This window comes from Cohaesibacter marisflavi, assembly GCF_963665895.2.
In the GTDB taxonomy this organism is placed as follows: domain Bacteria; phylum Pseudomonadota; class Alphaproteobacteria; order Rhizobiales; family Cohaesibacteraceae; genus Cohaesibacter; species Cohaesibacter marisflavi.
In genome coordinates, this window is sequence record NZ_OY762534.1 from 625,980 (window position 1) to 652,329 (window position 26,350).

Genomic DNA, 26,350 nt, shown 5'->3' on the forward strand with positions numbered 1-26,350 from the left:
ATCCAGTGAATTGAAGCTTGGCGAGGGCTGGTGTATGAGAATATGGTATGTTCAAGAATCATAACGAGTGAAATGAAGTATGTCCAAATCTGGTGATGCCATTCAGGTTTCCATGTTCGACAGCTTGCCGGATCTGGCCCCTCAGAAAACCCAGCTCAAGCCGGGAGAGGATGAGGCCAGCGCCAAGCCTGCCAAATCGAAAAAGAAGGTGTCGCCTGCCACGGCGCTTGCCAACGAAGAGGCATTCACACTCGAGAATTTTCTCCCCTATCGCATTCTTGAAGTGGCTCAGGGCATTTCGCGCCGCATTAGCCGCGTGCTGCATGATGAGTGGGATATGAGCATAGCCGAATGGCAGGTGCTTGCCAGTCTGGCGCGGGATGGCGCTGTTTCCGTGCGCGAGATCGAGCCGCGCACCTTGCTCGATACCGTCGCCGTTTCCCGTGCGGCCAAGCGGTTGACGGATCGCAAATTCATCAAGCGCGACGTGAACAAGCAGGACAAGCGGCTTGTGGTGCTCAAGACCACGAAGAAGGGCCGCGATATTGCGTCTGAAATTGGTCACTATGTGATGGACATGGAGATCGAGTTTCTGAAAGGCATGAATGTGCAGGACCGCATTCGTCTTTCCCAGCTGCTGAAATCCTTGCGCTAAGGTGTCTCCCTTCTTTGGCCTTTTTTGCGTTGTTTCTTCTGAGCTGATGGTGGTTTGAGGTTCGGCTGGAGTTCCTGCGCGTGTTGATGCTGTTTTCCCTATTGCTCCTCTTTTTGCGCTTGAGTTTGTGGCTCCTGATCCTTGGTGCAAATATTCTGATCCTGATGGTCTTTTTGTCGATTGCGATGGGTGGCTGATGGGCGAACGATCGGTTTGGGGCGGATTTGCATGCTCTTTGGCTAAGTGAGACGCTTCTGCTCTTGGAAAAATCGGCATTTTTGGCCGCGCACCCCTGCAAAAAGCCGTATGAGAGATTGCCTTTGGCATGGCTTCAGCATAAGAGGGGGGAATAATTTTACTAAGGCTGTTTTGGCCAGCTTTTAGGCTTTAGGGAAAGGGACGCATGACGGACAAGATTCTCATTATCGACTTTGGATCTCAGGTCACTCAGCTTATTGCCCGACGGGTACGCGAAGCAGGGGTCTATTCCGAGATTGTGCCATTTCAGAGCGCGGAACAGGCTTTCAACGAGATCAAGCCGGACGGTATCATTCTCTCGGGTGGGCCAGCATCAACCGTTGACATCGGGTCTCCTCGAGCACCTCAGGTTATCTTCAGCGCAGGCATTCCCATTCTGGGCATTTGCTATGGCGAGCAGGCGATGTGTCTGCAGCTTGGCGGCACGGTTGAAAGCCCTGATCACCGCGAGTATGGGCGCGCCTTTGTTACCGTGAAGGAAAAGAGTCCGCTGTTTGATGGTGTTTGGGATCTTGGCACCAGCCATCAGGTCTGGATGAGCCACGGTGACCGGGTTGACGGTCTGCCCGCCGGCTTTGAGGTCGTTGCAACATCTGAAGGGGCTCCATTTGCAGCGATTGCTGACGAAGAGCGCCGTTTCTATGGTGTACAGTTCCACCCTGAAGTGGTGCATACACCAGATGGCGCGCAGCTGCTCTCCAACTTCGTGCATAAGATCTGTGGCTGTGAAGCGGACTGGTCCATGGCGCAGTTCCGTGCTGCTGCTATCAAGCGCATTCAGGATCAGGTTGGTGACAAGAAAGTCATCTGCGGCCTCTCTGGTGGCGTCGACTCATCTGTCACGGCTGTGTTGATCCATGAAGCAATCGGCGATCAGCTGACTTGTATCTATGTGGACTCAGGCCTGATGCGCCAGAATGAGAGCGAGCAGGTGGTCGGTCTCTTCCGTGAGCATTACAATATTCCATTGGTGCATGTGGATGCCTCCGAGATCTTCATTTCCGCTCTTGAAGGGCAGACAGACCCCGAGCGCAAACGCAAGATTATCGGCGGCCTGTTCATCGATGTGTTTGAAGATGAAGCCAATCGCATCGGCGGGGCGGATTTTCTGGCTCAGGGCACGCTTTATCCGGATGTGATTGAATCCGTGTCCTTTACCGGCGGACCTTCGGTGACCATCAAGTCGCACCATAATGTGGGCGGTTTGCCAGAACGCATGAATATGGAATTGGTCGAGCCTCTACGTGAGTTGTTCAAGGACGAGGTTCGTGCTCTTGGGAAAGAACTCGGGTTGCCTGCAAGTTTTGTCGGGCGTCATCCGTTCCCGGGGCCGGGGCTTGCCATTCGCTGCCCGGGCGGTATCTCACGCGAGAAGCTGGAGATCCTGCGTCAGGCCGATGCGATCTATCTCGATGAGATCCGCAAGGCTGGTCTCTATGATGCCATCTGGCAGGCCTTTGCGGTTCTGCTTCCGGTTCAGACCGTGGGTGTCATGGGCGATGGTCGCACCTACGAATTCGTATGCGCCTTGCGCGCGGTCACTTCGGTTGATGGCATGACCGCTGATTTCTACCATTTCGATATGGATTTCCTTTCCAAGGCAGCAACCCGCATCATCAACGAGGTGAAGGGCATCAACCGCGTGGTCTATGATGTGACCTCCAAGCCTCCCGGAACGATTGAGTGGGAATAAGACCGAGAGTGGCAAGGTATCGCATGGAGGATGCGACAATGTCTTGCCTATCTTTGGAACTATAGGTGATGTATAGGGCTATCCAGTTTCGTCTATTGCACGACTCTGGATGGCCCTTTTTTGGAGGGGCGGCGCTTATGGCCTGCCGAAGCCGGGATAAAGTGCCGTTTTGCTTATTCAGCTGGACTGTTTAATCTCGATATTCTAGCTGTATATGCTTACTATTGGTCTTGGGGGGGGAATGGTGTCGCAAAACTCAATATGGTTCAGGCTCAAAAGAAGGGCCAAGAAGCTGCTGGCAAAACCGGGCAAGCTTTATCGTCGTCATATTCGCAAAGATGCATTCACCCGTGAAGTAGACCGTTGGTTTGCCGATCATGGGGATGAGACCCTCAGGTTGGATTATCCCGACCTCACTAGGGATTCGATTGTGTTTGACTTGGGCGGTTATGTTGGAGACTTTGCTGACGCCATCAATGATAAATATGGCTGCAAGGTTTATCTCTTCGAACCTCATCCGGACTTCTACAACAAGTGTGTAGAGCGCTTCAAAGATAACAATCAGATCGTTCCTCTGAATTATGGCGTGGCTGATGTCGATGGCAGTTTTGAGCTTTCCGATAGTGTTGATGGGTCTTCTTTCCTCAACTGCGAACATGAAGGCAAGCAGACCGTTCGCTGCGAAGTGCGCGCGTTTGACCGTGTCATTCAGGATCTTGGAGTGGATGAGATCGATCTCATGAAGATCAACATTGAAGGAGGGGAATTTCCTCTGCTCGAATATCTGGCACATCATGAGATGCTTTCGATTGCCAAGGATTATCAAATCCAGTTTCACACCTTTATCAAGGGGGCCAAAAGCAAGCGGGACGGCATCGTTGATGCTTTGTCAAAGACCCATGAAAGAAGCTGGTGCTACACGTTCGTTTGGGAAAATTGGCATAGAAAATAGGTCTGGCTAGCAGAGTATGGGAAAGGGCGGTTTGTAGCCCTTTTCACCTCCTTTCTCCCTTTTTAACTCGTGGCGGATGACTTGTTTCACTGCCCCAGCGGATAGCCATCAAAGGGCTTGATTTCTCGCAGTACCATGGATGACTGCATTTCCTTGATGCGGGGCAGTCGGCGGATTTCGTCCATGGCGAAATCTGCGTAATGATCAAGATCCTTGGCGACCACCTGCAAGAGAAAGTCGGCATCTCCTGCAAGGCTATAGCAGGCCACCACGCTCTCAAGAGTTTGCACCTGACGGGCGAATAGCTCGGATTCTTCCTCACTGTGGCTGTCGATTTTTACGCGGATGAAAGCCAGTACGCCCAAGCCAATGGCGCGTCGGTTGATGCGGGCTGAATAGCCCTCAATGACGCCGCTGTCTTCCAACTGCCGAACCTTGCGCCAGCAGGGGGATGTGGAGAGGCCAACCTCTTCGGCGAGGGCCTGATTGGTCAGCCTGCCATCTTCTTGCAAGGCTTTGAGGATGCGTGTGTCGGCAGGAGAATGGCTCACGGTAGGTTCTCTCTATATTGGTTGAGTGTTGGGTAGGTTCTACCGTATATTGGCACAAAATTGCAATTAAAGGCAGGAAATTTCTGGGTTGCACGGGTAGACTTGGCCAAAAGTCAAAGGAGGCTTATTGACCATGAAGAGTGATTTACGTGTTGCCATCATCATCAATCCAGACATGCCTGTCGGTCTGATTGCCAATACCGCCAGTGCCATTGCAATCGGGCTGGGGGGCAATCAGCCAATTCTGGCCACGCGCAGTCTTACCGATAATGTTGGGCGGACGATCGATGTCAGTTCACGTTTGCCTGTCCCCATTTTGCAGGCTTCGCAAGAGACTATCGGAGATTTGTTGCTGAAGGCTCTTGAGAAAAAGCATGAGGATGCGCATGTCGTTCCTTTCCCGGCCTTTGCCCGGTCGCTGCACGCCTATGCCGACTATGAGGCTTCATTTCCGGATCGGAATCTGGCTGAAGAGGAGATTGACGGGCTCGGGCTGGTCGGGCCATCAAAATGGATAAGATCTCTGACCGGTTCGCTCAAACTGTTGCGCTAGGAAGAGCTGACTAAGGACGATTGGGTAAAAAGAAAGCGCGGCCTTTGGGAGGAATCGCAGGTCGCGCTTCTTAATGTCTCCTTGAGGAGGAGGCCCCGGGAGGAGGTGGGGCAGGAGACATGTCTAGTTGGAAATGACCACCTTGGCTGATTTCATGCCGCCAGCTGATTTGATTAGTTTAAAGAGGATCTTCGCATTGTCAGGGTGCAGACGGACACAGCCGTGAGAGGCCGGGCGGCCGAGGCGCTTAATGGATGTCGTGCCGTGAATGGCCCAGCCCTTGTGAAAGAAAACCGCGTAAGGCATTGGCGCATTGTTGTATTTTCTTGAGCGCCACATGGTATGCATACGGTAGGGGGCATATTCGCCCCTCGGGGTGTAGTAGCCTTGGCGTGCCGTGGAGACCTTCCAGCTGTGCGTGATTAGTCCGTTGACATAGACATTCATGCGCTGTTCGGAAATGTCGATTTTTGCGATGATGGGCTTTTCTGGCGGGGTCTTTTTCTCGGAGGCGGTTTCTCCAAGCAAGCGTAACTCGCCGGTGATCGGCTGGCTCTTTGGTGCTGCGATGATGGTTGCTTCTTGGGGCGTAGCAGACGATGTGGTTGCCAGAGCCTGACAGCTTAATAGCGTCAAACAAGCCAGACTTATCATTACTCGTTGCAGCATCATGATCTCAATCCCGTCATGAGAAGTATCTCGCGTTACTTCCAGTTTTGGTGCCAGATCTTAAAATTCTTCTAGCTGACGGGTTGGGAGACCGGATTTGAATTAAATTTTAGATATTAAGGTAAAGGATTGGTTTCGGTGCTTGCTCCGCCGCTTTGCTGAAGTGCTCGTCATGCGGCAGGAGCTCTCGGACCTATTCTATTTAGTGAATAAATACACGCGTATTATTCTTGCCGTTCACGTCTACCAGTTCATAAAGCTGTTTGGCATTGTCCGGATCCAGACGAATGCAGCCGTGAGAGGCTGGTGTGCCCAGAGATTTCACTGCCGAAGTTCCATGAATGGCATAGCCGCGGTAGAAGAAGATGGAGTAAGGCATTGGCGCATTATTATATTCTTTTGACCGGTAGGTTTCATACATACGGGTCGGACGATAGAGCCCTTCAGGGGTATCAAAGCCCTCGCGTGCAGAAGAAATGGGCCAAGTGTATTTTTTCCAGCCATTGATTGAGACGAACATTTTCTGCTTGGCAAGATCAACACGTATCTGGATCTCGTCATTGACCGTCGCGAAGCTGGGAGTTGCTCCCAAAAGAGCGGTCAGCATCAGCCCCAAGGCAGCAGTCTTGCTCAGTGGAGTGAATATTTTGGTCTTGAGGTAAGAAATCAACGAATGGCCCCGCGCCAGCATGATGATGCCCCTTTTAGGAAAACTGAAATCTTCAATGAAACCTGTGTTTGCGCCAGAAAAGGGAATCAATTGAAAGATTCGAGGCGGCAAACCCGATAAATTTAAGCGAGGATTACTCATTTCCTTCGGAATAAGAAGATCTCTTGAAGCGGTATAAGGGTTTTACCCAAGAAAAAAATGGAAAGTGTATCTTTTGCGTCTCACTGGATGCGCTTGTGGTTGGCGCTTTTGTGCGAGACTTGCGCCTTTGCCTATTTTTTTGCCTTTTCTTTCTTGGCAGCGCATTCGACGCAAAGGGTCGCGGTCGGGTCTATTTCCAGACGCTTGAGGGGTATCTCGGCATCGCACTCAATGCAATAACCAAAGTCGCCGCTTTCAAGACGTTCAAAGGCCTTTTCAATTTTCTGAAGCGCCAGCGCGCGACGGCGCTCTGTTTCTTTGGCCATGGCCTGACTTTGCAGGGCATCCATGCGCGAAAGGCGACCAACGCTTTGTTGGTCGAGGGCCACCACATCTCTGGACTCTTTCGACAAGTCGCTCAATGCTGCGATTTCGATGCGCTTTCCTTCCAATAGCTCCATTGCTGTCTTGGGAGAAATAGGCATAGGTCGCTCCTTTTGTTGCGGCACCGCATACCGATGCCGTCGGTAACAAAATTTTCCTTAGAAAGCTGGCTTGATGAAATCCTGCGCAAAGAAGAGCCTCACAAGCGCAAAAATTTCACAACGAGAGCGTGCGGCAGTTATCTGCCAAGGTCAATGCTTTTATTGTAGCCTCTATTCTATAGAATGACTGTACAACCTGCATGAAGGACACAAGGTCGCAGCTGGCGCTTGTTATTCCTTATTTTGTTCTGCCTTGGCATGAATTCTCTTCCGTGTTTGACTTTTATTATGGGGCACGCTACCGCTGATCTGATTTAGGTGGTTTCCCGTAAGTAGGGTGCCGATTTTTATTGTGTCGCGCATTTTTCAGGAGTTGAGTGGACGTATGGTTTTATTGCTGGTGGGGATTGCCCTTTTTCTTGTCATCCATTTGGTGCCTCAGAAAGCCGAACTGAAAGATGGTTTGACCCTTCGCTTTGGTGTGATGGGATATCGCATGTTTCACGGCGTGGTTGCGCTTGTTGCTGTCGGGCTGATCTATGTCGGATATTTTGCGGCCAAAGGAACCTTTATTCTCTGGTATCCGCCGATCTGGACAAAGCACCTTGCTGCGACGCTGATGTTGATCGCTTCCATTCTGGCTTTCTCGGGGGCTTTTTCGGGCAAGATAAAGCAGAAGCTTACGTCTCCCTTCTCGATTGCCATCAAAACATGGGCTTTTGCCCACTTGCTGGCGAATGGTTCTCTTTCTGATCTGATTCTGTTTGGATTCTTTCTCTTCTTTGGCGTGAGCTATCGCATTTCCCTCAAGCGCCGCATCGCGGCCGGGCGTGTTACCATTCCGGAAGGCCGAGTGAGTCAGGATATTTGGGCCATTTTGCTCGGGCTTGCCTTCTATGCCGCCATGATTTTCGGTGTACATGAATGGCTCTTTGGCGTCAGTCCGCTGTTTTGATGCGGATAGATCGGTTTTCTTTGACCAAAAGATCGCTCTGATCCAAATGCAGCCATGATTGATGGGCAAAGAAAGAATCCTGTCAGCTTTGAAGCACTTTTGTCGGGAAAATCGGGGTAATATCAGGTTATTTGCCCTAACTCTGGGGGTTTTTCCGGTTTTTCCCGCTTGCGAGTGGGCTTGCGCCGCATTGCATGATTGCGTCATGTGTTGGGACCGGCTAATGTCCCGCAACAGAAACGGAATATTGGTCTGCCTTTCGGGCAGTCGAAGAGAAAGTCTGCCGGCCCGATTGTCCGGCGCAAGCGAGGAATGATGTCTGAGTCCGATTTTATCCGTGAAGTCGATGAAGAGCTGCGCCATGAGCAGATCAAGAGCATGTGGGACAAGTTCGGCCCCTATGTGATCGGCTTTGCTCTTCTGATCGTTTTGGGAACTGCAGCGGACAAGGGCTATGAATATTGGCGCCAGACACAGGCTGCCAAGGCAGGGGATGCCTTCATTCATGCGCTCAGCCTTTCTGAAGACGGCAAAAAAGATGAGGCGCTCGCTGCGCTTGAACAAATCAAGGCTGAAGGGACGGGTGGATATCCGCTGCTCGCCGAGATGCGTATCGCTTCTGAAAAGGCTGCCAGTGGCGATGTCGACGAAGCGATTGCTCTTTTCAAGGATGCGGCCAACAATCCTGATGTTCAGCCAGTTATCCAGAGCCTTGCGCGCATCCGCGCCAATGTTCTGATGCTCAATCAGGGCAAGGCCGATGAAGTGATCAACGAGCTGACCGGCTTGATGGATAACAATGGTTTCCGTCATTCAGCCAGAGAGCTGGTGATGCTGGCCTATCTGGAAAAGCAGGATTACGCTCAGGCCATGCCGATCGCAGAGCGGATTTCGCAGGATGCGGAAACCCCGCCTGAAATGCGTCAGCGCGCTGAAGTTTATGTAAATTATATCCGCTCTCAATTTGAAGAAGGCGGAGAAAGCACTGCCAAGGAGGCTGCTGAATGAGACCTGCATCAGGTGTGAAAACCGAAACGCGTTCTCTGGCATATGCCGGCAAGGCCGCAATGGTGGCTCTTGTGCTCGGTTTGGCAGGCTGTTCCAGCGTGACTGATTTTGCAAGCGACGTGAATCCATTCAAGACACCGGAAGAAGTCTTGCCGGGCGAGCGGCAGTCGCTGTTTGACACCGCTGCTGTTGCCAAGGTGGAAGATACTTCGCCGGTATCCATTCCGGGGGCTGTCGATTTCTCTTCCTGGTCTCAGGCCGGTGGTCCGACGACCAACAATCCACCGAACGTCTCCTTTAGCGGGCAGGGTGCTCGCGTATGGAGCGCCAATGCCGCCATTCGCGGTGGTGACTCTGACGAGCGCGCCGCGGCGCGCCCTGTGTCTGTTGGTGGACGGGTTGCTGTTTATAGCCCTGACGGGGCAGTCTCCCTTTATAATGCCTCCAATGGTGGCCGCATCTGGAATGTCTCTGTAAGGCCCCAGAATGAAAAAGGCGTGTCCATTGGTGGTGCGGTGACCATGGATAGCGCGCGCGTTTTTGCCGCGACCGGCTTTAGCGAGCTTGTTGCGTTGGATGCTGGCAGCGGTCGCCGTCTCTGGACATTCCAGCTTGATGCGCCCGCGCGAGGGGCTCCGGTTGTTGTCGGCAATACGGTCCTTGCCGTTTCGGCTACAAACTCCCTGTTTGCTGTCAATGTTTCTGATGGCGGTGAGCTCTGGACGTTTGAGGGTATTCCTCAGGGAACCGGTCTGATGGGATCTGGCGCGCCTGCTATTAGTGGCAACACGGTTCTGTTTTCCGGCACCTCTGGCGAGCTTGTGGCGCTGGATATCAAGTCGGGTGAAATGCGTTGGTCTGACACCATCGTTCAGGGTACCCGTCGTTACGCGATCTCTGGTATCTCGGCGATCGCCGGTGGTCCGGTCGTCTCTGACGGTATTGTCTATGCGTCGAGCGTAAGCGGCAACACGATTGCCCTGCGGGTGCGCGACGGCGAGCGGATCTGGGACAGGTCTTTGGGCTCGGTGCATGCTCCTGTCGTTGCAGGCAACAGCATATTCGTTGTCGATCTGGATGACCGGATTGTCGCTCTTAACAAGAAAACCGGTAAAATTCGCTGGTCAAGCCAGCTGCCTTCGGTTAGAAGCAAGAAGAAAAGTACGAGTTGGGCCGGTCCGGTGTTGGCTGGCAGTCGCCTTTGGGTGACATCCAACGACGGAAAACTGGCCGCTGTGGACCCGAAAAACGGGAGCATAGTGCTCACCAGAGACATCAAGGATCCCGTCTTTATCGCCCCAATTGCCGTGAGTGGTCGTTTGATCATGCTGAGCGGATCGGGTCGTCTGTCCGCTTATAACTAGAGGCTCCCTCTTTTTTAGCGGTTGGGAAACCTTAGGAATTCATTGGTAACCCCGGAGTTGCTTTGCGGCTCCGGGGTGCCGTGCTATTTAGAGGATAGGGCTTCGCAGCATCTTTTGCGGGGCCAACCTCATTCGATCTGTTTGGACGAAGTGAAATGAAACTGAATGTAGCCATTGTGGGTCGCCCCAATGTTGGCAAATCCACGCTGTTCAACCGCTTGGTTGGCAAGAAGCTGGCGCTCGTTGATGACCGTCCGGGGGTTACCCGTGATCGGCGCGAGAGCGAGGTGCAGCTGGGCGATCTGCATATCAACATCATCGATACTGCCGGTTTGGAAGTGGCCGAAGAGGATGCGCTGGAAACACGCATGCGCCTGCAGACTGAAGAAGCCATCGGTATGGCCGATGTGGTTCTTTTCATGATGGATGCGCGCGCCGGCACAACTCCGATGGACGAGCATTTTGCCGCCATGGTGCGCAAGGCAGGCAAACCGACCATATTGCTGGCCAACAAGTCCGAAGGCAAAGCCTCTGACGCCGGATATTATGAAGCCTTTTCGCTTGGTCTGGGTGAGCCTATGCCGCTCTCTGCCGAGCATGGCATCGGCATGGCGGATCTTTATGAAGAACTCGTCAAGTATGATGAGGAAAAGAGAGCCAAACTCGGCAGTGATGAAGCCGATGCCATTGAGGCAGCTCTTGCTGAGGACGATGGCCCACTGGTGGATGTCGACATCGAGGATGACGAGTCCGAGGCTCCGCTCTATGATCCGACGAAGCCCTTGCGGGTAGCTATTGTCGGGCGTCCGAATGCGGGCAAGTCGACGCTCATCAACAATCTCATCGGCGAAGATCGCCTGTTGACCGGACCGGAAGCGGGCATTACGCGCGACTCCATCTCGGTGAACTGGGAGTTCCGAGATCGCAAGTTCAAGCTGTTTGATACTGCTGGCATGCGGCGCAAGGCGCGTGTGCAGGAGAAACTTGAGAAGCTTTCCGTCTCTGATGCGCTGCGCTCGATCCAGTTTGCCGAAGTGGTGATTGTGACGCTGGACGTGACCAAGCCGTTTGAGAAACAGGATCTGCAGATTGCCGATCTTGTCGGTCGGGAAGGGCGCGCAATTGTTATTGCTCTTAACAAGTGGGATCTTGTCGAGAAACCGCAAGAGATGATGGCCGAGCTGCGCGAGAAGGCAACGCGCCTTCTGCCGCAGATGCGCGATGTGCCGCTTGTTCCGGTTTCCGGTCTGACGGGCAAGAATCTGGATCGGCTGATGAAGTCGGTGCTTGATATTTATGAAGTTTGGAACCGCCGTGTTTCCACTTCCCGTCTCAACCGCTGGCTCAATGGTGCAACGCAAGGCCATCCGCCTCCAGCCGTTGGTGGTCGTCGTATCAAGGTGCGCTATGTCACCCAGATCAAGACGCGCCCGCCGACCTTTGTGGTCATGTGTTCCCGTCCGGACGACCTGCCAGATAGCTATCAGCGCTATTTGCTCAATGATTTGCGCGATACGTTTGATATTCCTGCCGTACCGGTGCGTATGTTGATGCGTAAGGGGGATAACCCCTATGCAGCAAAAGCAGCCAAACGGAAGATTTACTAGCAGCTCTTTCGAGTTTTTGTCCGAAATGATCCTGCTTTTGTAATATCTATGAATTTCGCTCTATTAGTTTGTCATTTTGTGACCAATTGATGACGCATTTTTTCATAGATTTGCGCAAACTTCTGTGGCATCGCTCTGCCTTGATGTGTATAACATCTTCGCCGACCCCTTTGTTTACGATCCTCTCGTGAGATCAGTGGGGTCGGTTTATTTTACAGACCTGTATTTACAGGCGTTCAGCAGAGTGAAAAGAGGACAAAATGAGCAAGACCTGGACACCGGACAGCTGGAGATCAATGCCGATCCAGCAGGTGCCGGATTATCCCGATGCCGAAGCAGTAGCCGCTGTCGAAAGCACGCTTGCCACTTATCCGCCTTTGGTCTTTGCTGGCGAGGCGCGCAAATTGCGTAAGCAGTTGGCGCGAGTTGCTGAAGGTGAAGGGTTCCTGCTTCAGGGCGGCGATTGCGCTGAAGCATTCGTGGAACATCATCCTGACAATATTCGCGATTTCTTCCGTGTGTTCCTGCAAATGGCAGCCGTTCTGACTTTTGCCGCCGCTTCTCCGGTGGTCAAGGTTGGCCGTATTGCTGGTCAGTTCGCCAAGCCGCGTTCCTCGCCGACAGAGACTGTTGACGGTGTGGAACTGCCAAGCTATCGAGGCGATATCATCAACGAGACCGGATTTAGTAGCGATGCACGCGTACCAGATCCGCAGCGCATGATCATGGCCTATCGCCAGTCAGCGGCAACGCTGAATCTGCTGCGTGCCTTTGCTCAGGGTGGGTATGCCAATCTGGACCATGTGCATCAGTGGACGATGGATTTCCTCAAGGATAGTCCGCAAGGCCCGCGTTATCGTGAGTTGGCCGACCGCATCACCGAGGCCATGGATTTCATGCGTGCCTGCGGTGTTGAGCCTTCCAAGACAGAAAGCCTGCGCTCCACGGACTTCTTCACCAGCCATGAAGCCTTGTTGCTCGGTTATGAGCAGGCCTTCACGCGCGTCGATTCGACCACCGGTCTGCATTATGCCACCTCTGGCCATATGCTCTGGATTGGTGACCGCACGCGCCAGATCGATCATGCGCATGTTGAATTCTTCCGCGGTATTGAAAATCCGATCGGTTTGAAATGCGGCCCGAGCATGACGCCTGACGAGCTGCTTCGCCTCATCGACGTACTCAATCCGGACAATGAAGCCGGTCGGCTGACGCTGATTACGCGTTTTGGGGCTGACAAGGTCTTTGACCATCTGCCAAATCTTGTCAAAGCGGTTAAACGTGAAGGGCACAAGGTGCTGTGGTCCTGCGATCCGATGCATGGCAACGTTGTCAAGGCAGCTAATGGCTACAAGACCCGCCCGTTCGAGCGCATTCTGAAAGAGGTTGAGAGCTTCTTTGCGGTGCATCGGTCAGAGGGGACTTACCCTGGCGGTGTGCATGTTGAGATGACGGGCAAGAATGTCACGGAATGCACCGGTGGTGCCCATGCCATTTCAGAGGATGACTTGTCAGATCGCTACCATACGGTTTGCGATCCGCGTCTCAATGCGGATCAGTCTCTTGAACTGGCTTTCCTGATTGCCGACAATATCAAGAAGCACCGTGCCAGCCTCGATGCGAGCGAAATTGCGCCTTACTAAAGGCGCTTCCTGATTCCATTCATGAAAGCCCGGCACTCTGTCGGGCTTTTCTTTTGCCGGAATTGTTTGTGAGTGGCCTTGAAAACTGGAATGCGTCAAATAGGATAGCTGCTCTGGTCACTTTACATTGGATTATCGCATTCTCTGGCTTTATATCTTTAGTCGAGAGTTTGTAAGCTCCTCGCTTCAATAACACTATTGCAATACAGGATCGCGCCGTGACCGAAAGACTTGTCTTCAGCCTTGCTCAACTCAATCCCCATCTGGGGGATATTGCGGGTAACGCCGAAATGGCCCGCGCTGCTCACAAGGTCGCTGCCGAACAAGGCGCGGATTGTCTGGTGCTCAGTGAGCTGTTCATCTCAGGCTATCCGCCTGAAGATCTCGTTCTGAAGCCAGCCTTTCAGGATGCCTGTCGTGAGCAGGTGGAAAAGCTTGCCGAATTGACTGAAGGCGACGCTCCGGCCATCCTGATTGGCTCGCCATGGGTGGACGGAGAGCGGCTTTATAACGCTGTTTGTCTTCTGGACAATGGCGAAGTGCAGGCGGTGCGCTACAAGGCCGATCTGCCGAACTATGGTGTGTTTGACGAAAAGCGCGTGTTCGCCGCAGGCCCGATGCCGGGACCGATCAACTTGCGCGGCGTGGCTGTTGGTGTGCCCATCTGTGAGGATATCTGGGATATCGAGGTTTGCGAATGTCTCGCCGAGACGGGCGCTGAGCTTCTGGTGGTACCCAATGGGTCGCCCTTCAATCTGGATAAATGGGAAGTGCGTCAACAGGTTGCCATCCAGCGCGTGATCGAAACGGAGCTGCCGCTGGTTTATCTCAATCAGGTTGGCGGGCAGGATGAACTGGTGTTTGACGGTGCTTCCTTTGCGTTGAATGGCGACCGTTCGCTGGCCATGCAGATGGTTGGTTTTGCCGAGGATCAACAGGTTCTCGTTGCCGAGCGCATCGATGGCAAATGGATGCTTTCCGGCCCGATCGAGCCGGTGATGGACCGCGATGCAAGCGCTTGGTCTGCCTGCATGCTGGGGCTGCGTGATTATGTCAACAAGAACCGTTTCCCCGGCGTTGTGCTTGGTCTCTCCGGCGGTATCGACTCGGCAATCTGCGCAGCGCTGGCTGTGGATGCTCTTGGTGCGGATCGTGTGCATTGTGTGATGCTGCCATATCGCTACACATCCGGTGAGAGCCTCAAAGATGCTGCTGATTGCGCCAAGGCGCTTGGCGTGCGCTATGATGTCGTTGATATCGTCAAGCCGGTGGAAGGCTTCTCGGAAGCTCTGTCTGGCCTTTTTGAGGGCACAGACGAGGGCGTGACGGAAGAAAACCTTCAGTCCCGTGCGCGTGGCACTATTCTGATGGCCGTATCGAACAAATTCGGCAATATGGTCGTAACCACGGGCAACAAGTCTGAAATGTCCGTTGGTTATGCCACGCTTTATGGCGACATGAATGGCGGCTTCAATCCGATCAAGGATCTCTACAAGATGGCGGTTTACCATCTTTCTGCATGGCGTAACCAGCACAAGCCCGACGGGGCTTTGGGGCCTGCAGGGGAGGTCATTCCGGCCAATATCATTTCCAAGGCACCTACGGCGGAATTGCGTGAGAACCAGACCGATCAGGACAGTTTGCCTGAATATCCGGTTCTGGACGACATTCTGGAATGCCTCGTCGAGAAGGAAATGGGCATCGAGGAAATCGTCGAGCGAGGCCATGCTCCAGATCTGGTGCGCCGCATCGAACATCTGCTTTATATCGCCGAATATAAGCGCCGCCAGTCTGCGCCGGGCGTCAAGCTCAGCGAGAAGAATTTCGGTCGCGACCGGCGCTATCCAATCACCAACGGGTTCCGTGACAGAGGCTGATAGCGCCCGTCAAACCCGCAATATCAATTTAAGGAAGTCTGCCTGATGGCTGAAATCGTTCGTTTCGCTCCGTCTCCGACGGGAAATATTCATATCGGCAATGCGCGTCCGGCGCTGATCAACTGGCTGGTAGCGATGAAGACCGGCGGTCAATTCATCTTGCGCTATGATGACACCGATCAGGAACGGTCTCGAAAGGAATATGCAGACAATATCGCCGAGGATCTGGCTTGGCTTGGCGTGAAGCCCGATCGGGTCGAACGTCAATCCGAACGCATGGGCGTTTACGACACGGTTGCCAAGAAGCTCAGGGATCTGGGCCGGCTTTATGCTTGTTATGAAACGCCTGACGAGCTGGACCGGAAACGCAAGCGCCAGCGTGCACGTGGTCTGCCGCCGGTTTATGATCGCTCGGCCCTAAAGCTGACTGAAGAGCAGATTGCCGCTTATGAGGCCGAGGGCCGCAAGCCCCATTGGCGCTTTTTGCTCGATCAGAAAACCATCAGCTGGGAAGATGGCATTCGCGGTTCTCAGAGCATCGAGTGCGATAGTGTGTCTGACCCGGTTCTGATCCGCGCCGATGGCACCTATCTTTACACGCTGCCCTCGGTGATTGACGACATCGACATGGGGGTTTCCATGATCATTCGCGGAGATGACCATGTGACCAACACGGCGGTTCAGATCCAGCTGTTTGAAATCTTGTCTGGCAAGAGCCCGAAATTTGCCCATCACAATCTGATTATCAATGCCAGCGGTGAGGGGCTGTCAAAGCGGCTTGGGTCGCTCTCTATCCGGCAGATGCGGGAAGAAGGCTATGAGCCACTGTCCGTTGCGATTTTTGCTGTTCTGAATGGGACTTCTGAGTCTGTTCAGCCGCTGGCGGATATGGAAGCTCTGGCTGACTTGTTTGCACTCGACAAGGTATCGCGCTCTTCATCCAAGTTCGATATGGCCGATCTCAATCATCTCAATGCGCGCATTCTGCATGAGACGGATTATTCAGTCGTGTCTGATCGTTTGTCTGCCCTTGGTGTCGAGGGAGGCGAAGCCTTTTGGCAGGCTGTGCGCGGTAATATCGAGCGGTTGCCTGATGTCAAAGACTGGTGGTCCATCGCCCATGACGGTTTGCCAGATGATGCTGTCGAGAAATCGGATGAAGACGCCGAATTCTATGCCAAGGCGCTTGAGCTGCTGCCGTCTGAGCCTTGGGATGCAACCACCTGGAAAAGCTGGACATCTGCTCTCAAGGCTGAAACCGGCAGAAAAGGGAAGTCCCTCTTCATGCCGTTGCGCGTGGCTTTGACCGGTCGCTCGCATGGGCCGGAGCTGGCGTCATTCCTGCCGATTATTGGTTACCAAAGAAGCGTGGACCGACTATCCTGATCGAACGCCCATCAGCAGTGCGGACCGAATTGGCGTCCGCACTGACTTCAGGCGGCTGATAGGGTTCGAACTTCATGCCATAGCGCGCCAGTGCCTGAGTATCGGGATCAACCATTGCGGTCTGCTTGGGCGAAGGGAATGGCACAAGTGGAGTGGCCGGTGTACTCTGGCGCGGCGGCGCCGGTGTGAACTGTGGCGTCATGGCCTGCGCGCGTGGGCGGTCGCTGTTGGAGATGGAGGCCATCTGGCTTGCCGGAGCCTGACAGGAGCAACCCGGCACATATTCCTGCTTGTAAAGATAGGCTGTTTCCAGCGCCTGATAAGGCTGGCCAGAGAGGGACACCATGTCGTCAGGGCTCTCGCCGGGATTGTGATAGACAAACAATTCCGCATCCGTGCCCGGGCAGCTGGATTGGCACATCTGGGCATCCCGCTGGAAGCCATTCTGGGTGGTGGAGAAGCTGATGGGGAAGAAGAAACCATCACAGGCTCGCACACATACCGTGCGGAAGGTGCCAACCTGCGGAATATCATAGTCCCTTAGATTATATTCACGCACGGAGCCGCCGCCATTGCCAAACAGGGATCCGAACAGGCCGCGCCGTTGTTGGCGTACTGGCTGCGCAAATTGCTGATATTGTTCGCCGCAACCGGCGCGGGCCAGCTGGGTGAGAATTTGCGCTTTCCTCTGTCCTGTATTGTCGGGCGGAGGGGCATAGCGGTTGCGTTTTTGTTCCAGAGCGGCCAGATTGCGTTTCATCTTGTCGATGCGTTTGACCAGCGCCGGACAGGAGGCCTTGGGCGTTCTGCGGAACAGGAAGATGTTGCCACCAAAGCAGGCATCGCGCTTGGCGCGCGCCTGGGCATTGTCCAGTTCTGCCTGCTGCTTGTGAACCGCAGCATCGAGCTTTTGATAGTTTCTCGATGAGGTCAAGCCGCCCCCGCGCTGGAGTCGTGCGAGGTCGCCCTCCAGCTGCGCACAAATCTGATCGTTTGACGACCAGGAGGTTTGGGCCTCTACGGGGAGCGTTGCCCAGATTGTAGCAACAAACAGTCCGGCTAAACTCACGCGCCTTTTCATCTTTGGTCCCAAATTCATGGCCTCTGACAGATCGATTAAATGGGGCCGCCTTACCAAACGCATCATGTGTAGGCGGATTGTTCGAGGGAAGAAAATTTCAGCTTTTCTGCTCCAGAATCACCTCCGATTGAGGCGAAATTATAGTCATTTTTTCGTGCATGTCCTTTGCCAACCAAGGAATTCTCGCAAAATTTGCAATTGATTATGACTCTCACGACAAAATGCAAAGTGGTTTCACCGTCCAGGCCCAAGAAATTCGCGGTTTTCCCTTGTCCTGATATGGAAAACTACGGTAAGAGACCGGTGGAAATCGAAGGGCTCTGAGCAGGCAGAGGGCCGTTCCGTCTTTTATGGTTTTGTTTGGATAGGTTCATGATTGAAGCAACAGAGTTTCGTAATGCCCTCGGACGCTTTGCGACCGGTATAGCCATCGTTACGACTATGGATGACAGGGACGCGCCCATGGGGCTAACCGTCAACAGCTTCAATTCCGTTTCGCTGGATCCGCCTCTGGTGCTTTGGTCGCTGGACAAGAGCTCCAACCAGATGGATGCCTTCTGCAATAGCGGCTTTTATGGTGTGAGCATTCTGGCGCACGATCAGCAAATGGCTTCCAATCTTTTTGCGGCCATGGCCGAGGATCGTTTCGAGAAGGTTCAATGGAGCGCAGGGCAAACCGGCGCGCCTCTGATTGACGGGGCTCTGGCACGGATCGACTGTAAGACGGAGCAAATCATTGAAGGGGGCGATCACGTCATTCTGCTTGGTCGGGTGGTCGATATTGCCGTGTCCGATGGCGATCCGCTTGTTTATTACGGCGGCGGCTATCGCGCGCTTGCCTAACCTCTTGATGAGGCTTGGTAGGAATCAAAACCTCCCGGAAAGCTGAGCTTTCCGGGAGGTTTCTTTTGGTTTGAAACTGGCGGTGAAGCCTAGCTTTGCGGCTGCGGCACCGGCTTCTTGCCGAACATTTCTGCGTAATCCACGGCAACCTCATAATGAGGGTCTTCGATAACGGAGACTTCTACGAACTTGTCTGCTTTTTGCAGCAGATTTTTGCAGTCCGTCGAGAGATGACGCAGGTGCAGCTTCTTGCCCTGTTCTTCATATTTGGTGGCCAGTGAATCAATGGCCTGAAGGGCCGAATGGTCCCAAACGCGGGCGCCCATGAATTCGATTACCACATCTTCGGGATCGGATTTCGGGTCGAATTGTTCGTTGAAGCTGGCGATCGAGCCAAAGAAGAGCGGGCCGCGCAACTCATAGACCTTCCAGCCATGCTCTTCGGTGCTGACGCTCACATCTATGCGTTTGGCCGCCTGCCAGGCAAAGACGAGCGCCGAGACGATGACACCAACGATCACGGCAACGGCAAGGTCGGAATAGACCGTAACGGCGGTGACCAGCAGAATGACAAAGGCATCATGACGCGGGATCTTGGTCATGATCTGCAGGCTGCGCCAGGCGAAGGTGCCGATGACAACCATGAACATGACGCCAACCAATGCTGCCAGAGGGATCTGCTCGATGAGGCCTGAGGCAAACAGGATGAAGGCCAGCAGGAACAGCGCCGCCGAGATGCCAGACCAGCGCGTGCGCCCGCCGGACTTTACGTTGATCATGGACTGGCCGATCATGGCGCAGCCGCCCATGCCGCCGAAGAAACCTGTGACAATGTTGGCTGTGCCCTGAGCGACGCATTCCTTGGAAGCACCGCCGTGGGAATCGGTCATTTCGGAGACGAGATTGAGCGTCAGTAGGCTTTCAATGAGGCCGACAGCTGCCAGAATAGCCGCATAGGGGACGATGATCTGCAGGGTTTCCAGATTGATCGGGACCATCGGAATATGGAATTCCGGCAGGCCGCCAGCAATCTGGGCCATGTCACCCACACGGGGGATATCGAGATTAAGGCCGATAACGATCAGTGAAACCGCGACAATAGCCAACAGAGGGGCCGGGATTGCCTTGGTGACTTTGGGGGCCAGCCAAATGATAGCCATGGTAACGACAACAAGGCCGAGCATCGTGTAAAGCGGTGTGCCGGACATCCAGACGAGGGCGCCAGAGGCATCCTTGACCTTGAACTGGCTGAGCTGGGCAAGGCCGATGACAATGGCAAGGCCGTTCACGAAGCCGAGCATCACCGGATGGGGCACCATGCGAATGAATTTGCCCCAGCGCAACACGCCGGCAAGGATTTGGAAGATGCCCATCAGGATGACTGTGGCAAAGAGATATTCAACACCGTGGGTGACAACCAGAGAGATCATGACAACGGCAAGGGCACCTGTTGCACCGGAGATCATGCCCGGGCGGCCGCCGAGAACGGCAGTGATGAGGCCAACGATAAAGGCAGCATAAAGTCCGACGAGTGGATGAACTTGCGCCACGAAGGCAAAGGCAACGGCTTCTGGCACGAGCGCCAGGGCGACGGTCAGGCCGGAGAGAGTGTCTGTTTTGAGCTGCTCGGGAGACAAATCAAAACGGAAACGTTCGCGCAGGCCATCCGCAGAGGAGGTCTGTGGGTTCATGGTTCTTTCCTAGCGGGGATAGGGGAGAAGGACCTAAAAGGTGCTTCAAAAATACGTGTTATTTCTAATAATTCGAGCGTTTTTAACGTATACGTCCGGAAATGGCAAGCGATAGTGCCTCATTTTCGCCTGCATAGCTGTTTCGCGCCTCGATTTTTCCAAGATGTCTCCCTATATCTGCTTCAGTGTCTCGTAGAGGTAGCGATGCGCATTGGCATCTACTGAACGGGCTGGCCACAATGGCCGCAAACTGATTCTAAAACAGGATTTTATTATGCTTCGCATATTGATGGGTGTCGGTCTAGCTGTTGTCATGAGCGTTTCGGCTGTGTCCGCAGCTGATGGTCCGGAACTGATTTTCAAGAAGTCCACGGTCTGGAAGCTTCTCACGCCTGACCACAAACTGGCGACCTACGCGATTGATGATCCGCTGGTGGAGGGGGTGGCCTGCCACTATACTGTTCCTGAAAAGGGCGGCGTGTCTGGCATGCTCGGTGTTGCCGAAGAGGTCTCTGATATCTCGCTGGCCTGTCGTCAGGTGGGGCCGATTTCCTTCAAGAAGAAATTCGAGCAGGGCGAGGAAATGTTCGAACAGCGCCGGTCGCTTTTTTTCAAGAAGATGCGTATCGTGCGTGGCTGTGACAAGACCCGTAATGTGCTGGTTTATCTGAGCTATTCAGACAAGCTGATTGAGGGCAGCCCGAAAAACTCAACCTCCACGGTGCCTATCATGCCATGGGGAGATCATGAAGCCCCGCGCTGTGAAGACTGGCTGGATGATTGATCTGTCTTGGGTTTTATAAATGCCCTATGGTAACGCCGGTGAGCTTGGCGACATGGTCTCTCATATGCGTTTGCAGTTGTGAGATGGGATCATCAGGCGCAGCAGTATAAGCGTGATCATCCCATGCGGTGACCCGACGAATGAAGCGAAGGCTGTTGGTCATGAAGAGGCCATCAGCCTTTTTTACATCCTCAGAAGAGAGAGAGGCTTCCGTTGCCTCAAAGCCCCATTGCGGCGCCAGTGTCAGCAGCTGCTGGCGCACAATGCCGGGTAGGACACCGTCGGAGACGGGCGGTGTCGTCAGGCAGCTGCCATGAAGGGAGAAGAGGTTGCCGATGGTGGTGCAGGCAATCTTGCCCTCTGTGTTGAGCAACAGCGCATCGCTGGCCCCAGCCTGTTCGGCCTGTTGAGCGGCGGCGATATTATCGAGATAATTGTTGCTCTTGATGCTGGCGGTGAGGGACTGTGCGTTGCGTCGGATGGTGCTGGTGGCAAGGCTCATGTCTTGAAAGGCAAGACCATCGGGCAAGGACGCCAGCGTTGCCAATAGGGTTGGGCGAGCCTCCACCGGGGGCAGGAGCCCACGTCCGCCACTGCCACGGGAGACGGCAATCCGCAAAATGGTGTTGGTCTCTTTGGACAAGGCTGCAAGCTGGCTTACTGTGTGTTCCAGCATGATAGGGTCCAGGGACATCCCCAGACGGTTGGCGCTTTGGGTAAGGCGCGCACTGTGCTCTTGCCACCAAAGCGGCGCCCCATGCAAGACAGGCAAGGTTTCAAACAGGCCATCACCAAGCAGAAAACCGCGATCTGATGCAGAAAGCGAGACGTCGTCGCATTCCTCTCCAACAAAGAGGGTGCCGTTCAGTATTGTCGCTTTCATGATGGAATGCCTTTCCTTTGGTTGCCGTATCTGCATTCAAGCATGAGCATCGTCCAGAAAATTCTTGAGCAGGGTGTGCCCATAGTCGGTCAGGATCGACTCGGGATGAAACTGCAATCCAATTGTCGGGTGGGTTGCGTGTTTAAGGGCCATGATTTCGCCCTCCTCAGACCATGCCGTCACGACAAGATCGGAGGGGACAGCCTGCGGCGAGACGACCAGTGAATGGTAGCGGGCAACCTTGAGCGGAGACGATATGGTGCGGAATATGCCGGTCTCTTCGTGGCTGATCTGGCTTGCGCGCCCATGCATGGGCTGTTTGGCCCGTATGACTTCTGCACCAAAGGCATGACCGATGGCCTGATGGCCAAGGCAGATGCCAAGGATTGGAATGCGGCCGGAAAAATGGCGTATCAGATCGATCATGATACCGGCATCTTCTGGCCGTCCGGGGCCGGGAGAGAGCAAAATGGCATCCGGATCGAGGCGGGCAATGTCTGCGATGTCCAGCGCGTCATTGCGGTAGACGGTGACGGCTTCTCCCAATTCCTCGCAATAGCGGGCAAGATTGAAGACAAAGGAATCGTAATTGTCGAGAATGAGGATCACGGCTGCTTCCCGCCTTTTGTTGCGGGAGAATGCTCCAGTGTTGCGCGCTCGTCTTCAATGGACGTGCCGAAAGCCTTAAATAGTGCTGAGGCCTTGTGCAGGCATTCTTCATATTCCTCAGCCGGATCGGACAGAATGGTTATGCCGCCGCCGACATTGAAATGCGCCATGCCATCTTTGAATGTAACGGTGCGAATGGCGATATTGGTGTCCATGGTGCCATTGAAGCCGATATATCCGATACAGCCACAATAGGCGCCGCGGGGTAGGTCTTCCAGCTCGGTGATAATTTCCATGGCGCGGATTTTTGGGGCTCCGGTGATGGACCCGCCCGGGAAAGACGCGGCGAGCAAGGCGACTGCGCCATTGGGGGCTTTCAGTTTGCCTTGCACTGTGGATACCAGATGATGCACGCGGGCGTAGCTTTCAAGCGCACAGAGATCGGGCACCTTGATGCTGCCCGGCTCACAGACGCGGGAGAGATCGTTGCGCATCAGATCGGTGATCATGATATTCTCGGCGCGATCCTTCTCGCTGTTGAGCAAGATTTCCGCATTGGTCTTGTCTCGCTCCGGGTTGGCAAGATCACGCGGCGCAGTGCCCTTGATCGGGCGGGTCTCCACATTGCCCGATGCATCTAGCGTGATGAAGCGCTCGGGCGAGCTGGAGGCAATCACATGGTCGGGATAGGCCAGGTAGGCTGCAAAGGGGGCCGCATTGTGCGCACGCATTGCGCCGTAATAGGCCAGCGGTGTCGCGTTGGTAGCCTTTGGCATGGGTGCAGAAAACCGCTGGGTGATGTTGGCCTGAAAGATGTCGCCCTGCCGGATATAGTGGCGCGTCTTGGTGATGGAATTCTCAAAGTCGGAGCGGGAAACATCAGATCTCCAGCCGCAAATGGAGGGCGGCGAGGTCTGGCTTGCCTGCAGGGCAGGCTTTGCCTTGCTTGCTTTATTCAATTGATCGCAAAACCAGTCGAGACGCTCTGCTGCATGGTGTTCGCACTCATCCCCTTTAAAGGGCCTGCCGGAAGAGAAGACATAGGCGCGTTCTGTGGTGCTTTCGGTCAGGGCTTTGTCTTGCCCTTCCTCAGGGGCAAAATGGTCAATTGCTAGTACAAGATCATAAAAGGGCAGGAGAATTGCGTCGAGCGCTTCGTCTTCTCGCGATGTGCGCGGCAAGACTTCCAGCAGTCTGCCTGCTTCATAGGAGAGATAACCCAATGCTCCGCCCTGAAAAGGAGGCAAGCCATCTCCTACGGGCTGCAGGGCAAATTCCTGCAGCTTGTTGTTCAGCGCGATAAGCGGAGGGTCGGCAAGCGGGCTGTCATTCCAATAGGCTGTGCCCTCGGACACCCTGAAAATGGCAAAAGGCGAGAAACAGAGAAAGGAATAGCGGCCAAGGGCGGGGGACCGGGCCGCACTATCCAGATATGCCAGATAGGGCTGGCTGCTTAATGCGGGGAGCAAGCTGGCCGGATCGGTAAAGGGGACCTCCCGAACGCGCGGAACCGGGGGCTTCTCATCGAAAGTGCCGACCATGTCTATTCTCGGGATCCTCTTGAGAGGGAGCCGCTAGAAGTCAGGCTCCGCAGAAATTCTTGTGCAAGACAGCGAGCACTTCTTCCACGATCGGGCTGGCGAGCGAATAATAGATCGTCGTACCGTCGCGGCGGGTGGAGACGATATTCTGCGCGCGCATCAACGCCATATGCTGGGAAACAGTCGTCATGCGCAGACCCGTTTTCTCAGCCAGCGTTCCGACATTCTGCTCACCGTCGATCAATTGACAAAGAATGAGCAGGCGCGGCCCTGATGCCAGAAGTTTCAGGAAGCTCGCTGCTTCTTCAGAATTTTGTTCTAGTTCTTGTATTTTCATTGTCTGTAGCCAGTTGATTTTTTGTCCGAAGCTTTCATCAAGCCGGGCCCTTGTCTTCGAGGGGCTATAGCATATCGGACGCCGTCTTGTGAAATCCGATCAGGAAAGCATTTGTTCAGCACGCGGAGTGTTTGGAAAGGCACTATAGCGATTGTTGAACGAGAGTGAAGCATTTTCGCGTTTTATAAAAGTGCTTTCAGATAGAATTTGCAATTCGTTGGCATTCTTGAAGAGGCTTTCTGCTGAGCAGGGGGTAAAATTTGTCTGATGCGATAGTCAGTGCAGAGAGACGCGGAAATGAAAGATCCTACCTGCGAGATTGCCACAGGGGTGCGTTCCTCGTTGTTTGCGTCGGAAAGTCGCTTATAAAACCACATAAATTGATAAAAAGAGCGGTTGACGTGGCAGGGCAATTTGGCCATTGTGGCCGCATGAAAACGGACCGTCTGACCAACTGCTGCATTATTGGTTTGATTATTATCCACTAGCACCTTTGCTGGCTGGAGCCGTTTCGCTCATCCCTTGAAAATATGAAACGATTTCCGGCCAACGACGAATGTGCGGTTGCGCGACGGTTTGGGCCCTTTCTGTGGAATGGTTGTCCTTGCGTTTTGTGTTTTGATTGGCTGCCGGAGGCGGCAATAAAATTGGGAATGGGTCAATGACCGAACATGCTGAACAAACTCAGTTGATGCTTTACAACACGCTCACCAAGCAGAAAGAGGCGTTCTCGCCACTCGACCCTGACAATGTTCGCATGTATGTCTGCGGGCCGACCGTTTATGACACGGCGCATATCGGCAACGCGCGTCCGGTTGTGGTGTTTGACATGCTGTTTAGGTTGCTGCGCCATGTCTATGGGCCCGAGCATGTGACCTATGTGCGCAACATCACCGATGTGGATGACAAGATCAACGCGCGTGCAGCCGATAGAGGCATCTCCATTCGTGAGCTGACCGATGAGACAACCGCGCTTTATCACGCCGATATGGATGCTCTTGGTGCCATGCGCCCGACCATCGAGCCACGGGCGACTGAGCATATTGAAGATATGCTGCGCATGATTGGCACTCTGATTGAAAAGGGGCATGCTTATGCTGCGGAAGGGCATGTTCTCTTCGCGGTGGACAGCATGGAAGACTATGGAAAGCTATCCGGTCGCTCGGTGGACGACATGATCGCCGGGGCGCGCGTCGAGGTGGCTCCCTATAAACGCAATCCGATGGATTTTGTGCTCTGGAAGCCTTCCAAGGAAGGGGAACCACGCTGGCCGAGCCCATGGGGCGAGGGGCGTCCGGGCTGGCATATCGAATGCTCGGCGATGAGCGAGAAGCATCTGGGCGAAGTGTTTGACATTCATGGTGGTGGGATCGACCTCACCTTCCCACATCATGAAAACGAGATTGCCCAATCGCGCTGTGCCCATGGCAATGAGGCGATGGCAAAGGTCTGGATGCATAACGGGTTTGTGCAGGTCGAGGGCGAGAAGATGTCCAAATCCCTGGGCAACTTCACCACGGTGCATGACCTGATCGACAAATATCCCGGTGAGGCGATTCGTCTTGCGCTTTTGACGACCCATTACACCAAACCGTTCAACTGGACCGCCGATGGCGTGAAGGAAGCCAAGCGGATGCTGGACCAATGGTATGCCCTGACGGCTGACGTTGAGGCTAGTGAACCTGATGCGGCCGTTGTGGCAGCTCTTGCCGATGACCTCAATACGCCAAAGGCCATTGCCGAGTTGCATGGCTTGCGCTCCAAGGCAGCGCAGGGCGACAAGGCCGCGGCTGCATCGTTGAAGGCAACGTTGCAGCAGTTGATCGGTGTGCTGGGGCAGGATCCGAAAGCATGGGCGGACTGGCGTCCGGCAGCAGCCGGTGACGTTGACGAAGCGGCCATTCAGGCAATCGTTGATGAACGCCTTGAAGCGCGTAACAGCAAGGACTTTGCGAAGTCCGACGAATTGCGTGACAAGCTGGCTGCCATGGGCGTCGTACTCAAGGATAGCAAGAACAAGGAAACGGGTGCATTCGAGACCACCTGGAGCCTTGAAGGCTAAATGAAACATGGCGGGGCTCCATCAGCCCCGCTTTTTTAGACCGGGCAAGCAA

24 protein-coding genes are annotated in these 26,350 nt (G+C 54.1%); 14 read left to right on the forward strand and 10 right to left on the reverse strand.

The genetic code is table 11. The features are described from left to right. Positions 1-79: 79 nt before the first annotated feature. The 3 genes from ACKPCT_RS04120 (at position 80) to ACKPCT_RS04130 (ending at position 3,558) form a co-directional block, all read left to right on the forward strand. Positions 80-655, forward strand: coding sequence for a MarR family winged helix-turn-helix transcriptional regulator (locus ACKPCT_RS04120; RefSeq protein ID WP_090071847.1), 576 nt, complete (start codon positions 80-82; stop codon positions 653-655). Positions 656-1,058: 403 nt separating this feature from the next. After that, on the forward strand, positions 1,059-2,606 hold the full coding sequence (gene guaA, locus ACKPCT_RS04125; protein WP_319568474.1) for a glutamine-hydrolyzing GMP synthase: 1,548 nt from the start codon (positions 1,059-1,061) through the stop codon (positions 2,604-2,606). A gap of 241 nt (positions 2,607-2,847) precedes the next feature. Beyond that, positions 2,848-3,558, forward strand: a complete 711-nt coding sequence (locus ACKPCT_RS04130; RefSeq protein WP_090071844.1) for an FkbM family methyltransferase — start codon at positions 2,848-2,850, stop codon at positions 3,556-3,558. Positions 3,559-3,644: 86 nt separating this feature from the next. Here ACKPCT_RS04130 and ACKPCT_RS04135 read toward each other — a convergent pair whose 3' ends face one another. Beyond that, entirely contained in the window at positions 3,645-4,109 is a 465-nt protein-coding gene (locus ACKPCT_RS04135) for an Lrp/AsnC family transcriptional regulator (protein ID WP_090071842.1), read from the reverse strand. Positions 4,110-4,242: 133 nt separating this feature from the next. On the opposite strand from ACKPCT_RS04135, the gene ACKPCT_RS04140 reads away from it, so the two are divergent. Next, the gene (locus ACKPCT_RS04140; RefSeq protein ID WP_319568475.1) at positions 4,243-4,662 is read left to right on the forward strand and encodes a DUF2000 domain-containing protein; all 420 of its coding nucleotides are present in this window, start codon (positions 4,243-4,245) and stop codon (positions 4,660-4,662) included. Between the two features lie 123 nt (positions 4,663-4,785). Here the strand turns inward: ACKPCT_RS04140 and ACKPCT_RS04145 are convergent, their stop codons facing one another. The 3 genes from ACKPCT_RS04145 to ACKPCT_RS04155 form a co-directional block, all read right to left on the reverse strand. After that, the gene (locus ACKPCT_RS04145; RefSeq protein ID WP_090071838.1) at positions 4,786-5,334 is read right to left on the reverse strand and encodes a L,D-transpeptidase; all 549 of its coding nucleotides are present in this window, start codon (positions 5,332-5,334) and stop codon (positions 4,786-4,788) included. 199 nt (positions 5,335-5,533) lie between these two features. Beyond that, positions 5,534-6,022 carry a L,D-transpeptidase gene (locus ACKPCT_RS04150; protein ID WP_319568476.1) on the reverse strand — a complete coding sequence of 163 codons (489 nt, stop codon included), beginning with the start codon at positions 6,020-6,022 and terminating at the stop codon, positions 5,534-5,536. Between the two features lie 251 nt (positions 6,023-6,273). Beyond that, entirely contained in the window at positions 6,274-6,627 is a 354-nt protein-coding gene (locus ACKPCT_RS04155; protein ID WP_090071834.1) for a TraR/DksA family transcriptional regulator, read from the reverse strand. 385 nt (positions 6,628-7,012) lie between these two features. On the opposite strand from ACKPCT_RS04155, the gene ACKPCT_RS04160 reads away from it, so the two are divergent. The 7 genes from ACKPCT_RS04160 (at position 7,013) to gltX (ending at position 16,467) form a co-directional block, all read left to right on the forward strand. Beyond that, positions 7,013-7,582, forward strand: coding sequence for an NnrU family protein (locus ACKPCT_RS04160; protein WP_090071832.1), 570 nt, complete (start codon positions 7,013-7,015; stop codon positions 7,580-7,582). A gap of 312 nt (positions 7,583-7,894) precedes the next feature. Beyond that, positions 7,895-8,590, forward strand: coding sequence for a tetratricopeptide repeat protein (locus ACKPCT_RS04165; protein WP_319568477.1), 696 nt, complete (start codon positions 7,895-7,897; stop codon positions 8,588-8,590). Next, positions 8,587-9,954, forward strand: coding sequence for an outer membrane protein assembly factor BamB family protein (locus ACKPCT_RS04170; RefSeq protein WP_319568478.1), 1,368 nt, complete (start codon positions 8,587-8,589; stop codon positions 9,952-9,954). Before ACKPCT_RS04165 ends, ACKPCT_RS04170 begins: the two co-directional genes overlap by 4 nt. A 155-nt stretch (positions 9,955-10,109) precedes the next feature. Next, positions 10,110-11,561 carry a ribosome biogenesis GTPase Der gene (gene der / locus ACKPCT_RS04175; protein WP_090071825.1) on the forward strand — a complete coding sequence of 484 codons (1,452 nt, stop codon included), beginning with the start codon at positions 10,110-10,112 and terminating at the stop codon, positions 11,559-11,561. A gap of 260 nt (positions 11,562-11,821) precedes the next feature. Further along, positions 11,822-13,204 (forward strand): class II 3-deoxy-7-phosphoheptulonate synthase, encoded by a 1,383-nt coding sequence (locus ACKPCT_RS04180; RefSeq protein WP_319568479.1) that lies wholly within the window; start codon positions 11,822-11,824, stop codon positions 13,202-13,204. Positions 13,205-13,422: 218 nt separating this feature from the next. Next, complete coding sequence (locus ACKPCT_RS04185) at positions 13,423-15,081, forward strand: NAD+ synthase (RefSeq protein ID WP_319568480.1); 1,659 nt, start codon at positions 13,423-13,425, stop codon at positions 15,079-15,081. A 45-nt stretch (positions 15,082-15,126) separates the two neighbouring features. Then, entirely contained in the window at positions 15,127-16,467 is a 1,341-nt protein-coding gene (gene gltX / locus ACKPCT_RS04190; protein WP_090071819.1) for a glutamate--tRNA ligase, read from the forward strand. On the opposite strand, the gene ACKPCT_RS04195 is transcribed toward gltX, so the two are convergent. After that, the gene (locus ACKPCT_RS04195) at positions 16,430-17,536 is read right to left on the reverse strand and encodes a DUF2865 domain-containing protein (RefSeq protein ID WP_319568481.1); all 1,107 of its coding nucleotides are present in this window, start codon (positions 17,534-17,536) and stop codon (positions 16,430-16,432) included. The two genes, gltX and ACKPCT_RS04195, sit on opposite strands and share 38 nt — an antisense overlap. 384 nt (positions 17,537-17,920) lie before the next feature. Here ACKPCT_RS04195 and ACKPCT_RS04200 point away from each other — a divergent pair, with 384 nt between their 5' ends. Further along, complete coding sequence (locus ACKPCT_RS04200; protein WP_319568482.1) at positions 17,921-18,391, forward strand: flavin reductase family protein; 471 nt, start codon at positions 17,921-17,923, stop codon at positions 18,389-18,391. An 89-nt stretch (positions 18,392-18,480) separates the two neighbouring features. Here ACKPCT_RS04200 and ACKPCT_RS04205 read toward each other — a convergent pair whose 3' ends face one another. Next, positions 18,481-20,082 (reverse strand): SulP family inorganic anion transporter, encoded by a 1,602-nt coding sequence (locus tag ACKPCT_RS04205; RefSeq protein ID WP_319568483.1) that lies wholly within the window; start codon positions 20,080-20,082, stop codon positions 18,481-18,483. Positions 20,083-20,371: 289 nt separating this feature from the next. Between ACKPCT_RS04205 and ACKPCT_RS04210 the strand changes: the two genes are divergently transcribed. Continuing rightward, positions 20,372-20,866 (forward strand): CreA family protein, encoded by a 495-nt coding sequence (locus ACKPCT_RS04210; RefSeq protein WP_319569380.1) that lies wholly within the window; start codon positions 20,372-20,374, stop codon positions 20,864-20,866. 13 nt (positions 20,867-20,879) lie between these two features. On the opposite strand, the gene ACKPCT_RS04215 is transcribed toward ACKPCT_RS04210, so the two are convergent. The 4 genes from ACKPCT_RS04215 to ACKPCT_RS04230 are packed head-to-tail and all read right to left on the reverse strand — an operon-like array spanning position 20,880 to position 24,236. Next, a complete protein-coding gene (locus ACKPCT_RS04215; protein WP_319568484.1) occupies positions 20,880-21,749 on the reverse strand; it encodes an aminotransferase class IV in 870 nt (289 codons plus the stop codon). 36 nt (positions 21,750-21,785) lie between these two features. Continuing rightward, complete coding sequence (locus tag ACKPCT_RS04220) at positions 21,786-22,358, reverse strand: anthranilate synthase component II (protein WP_319568485.1); 573 nt, start codon at positions 22,356-22,358, stop codon at positions 21,786-21,788. Further along, positions 22,355-23,899 (reverse strand): aminodeoxychorismate synthase component I, encoded by a 1,545-nt coding sequence (gene pabB, locus ACKPCT_RS04225; RefSeq protein WP_319568486.1) that lies wholly within the window; start codon positions 23,897-23,899, stop codon positions 22,355-22,357. Before pabB ends, ACKPCT_RS04220 begins: the two co-directional genes overlap by 4 nt. 40 nt (positions 23,900-23,939) lie before the next feature. Beyond that, positions 23,940-24,236, reverse strand: coding sequence for an ArsR/SmtB family transcription factor (locus tag ACKPCT_RS04230; protein WP_090071804.1), 297 nt, complete (start codon positions 24,234-24,236; stop codon positions 23,940-23,942). 661 nt (positions 24,237-24,897) lie between these two features. Here ACKPCT_RS04230 and cysS point away from each other — a divergent pair. After that, entirely contained in the window at positions 24,898-26,298 is a 1,401-nt protein-coding gene (gene cysS, locus ACKPCT_RS04235; RefSeq protein ID WP_319568487.1) for a cysteine--tRNA ligase, read from the forward strand. The last annotated feature ends 52 nt before the right edge of the window (positions 26,299-26,350 follow it).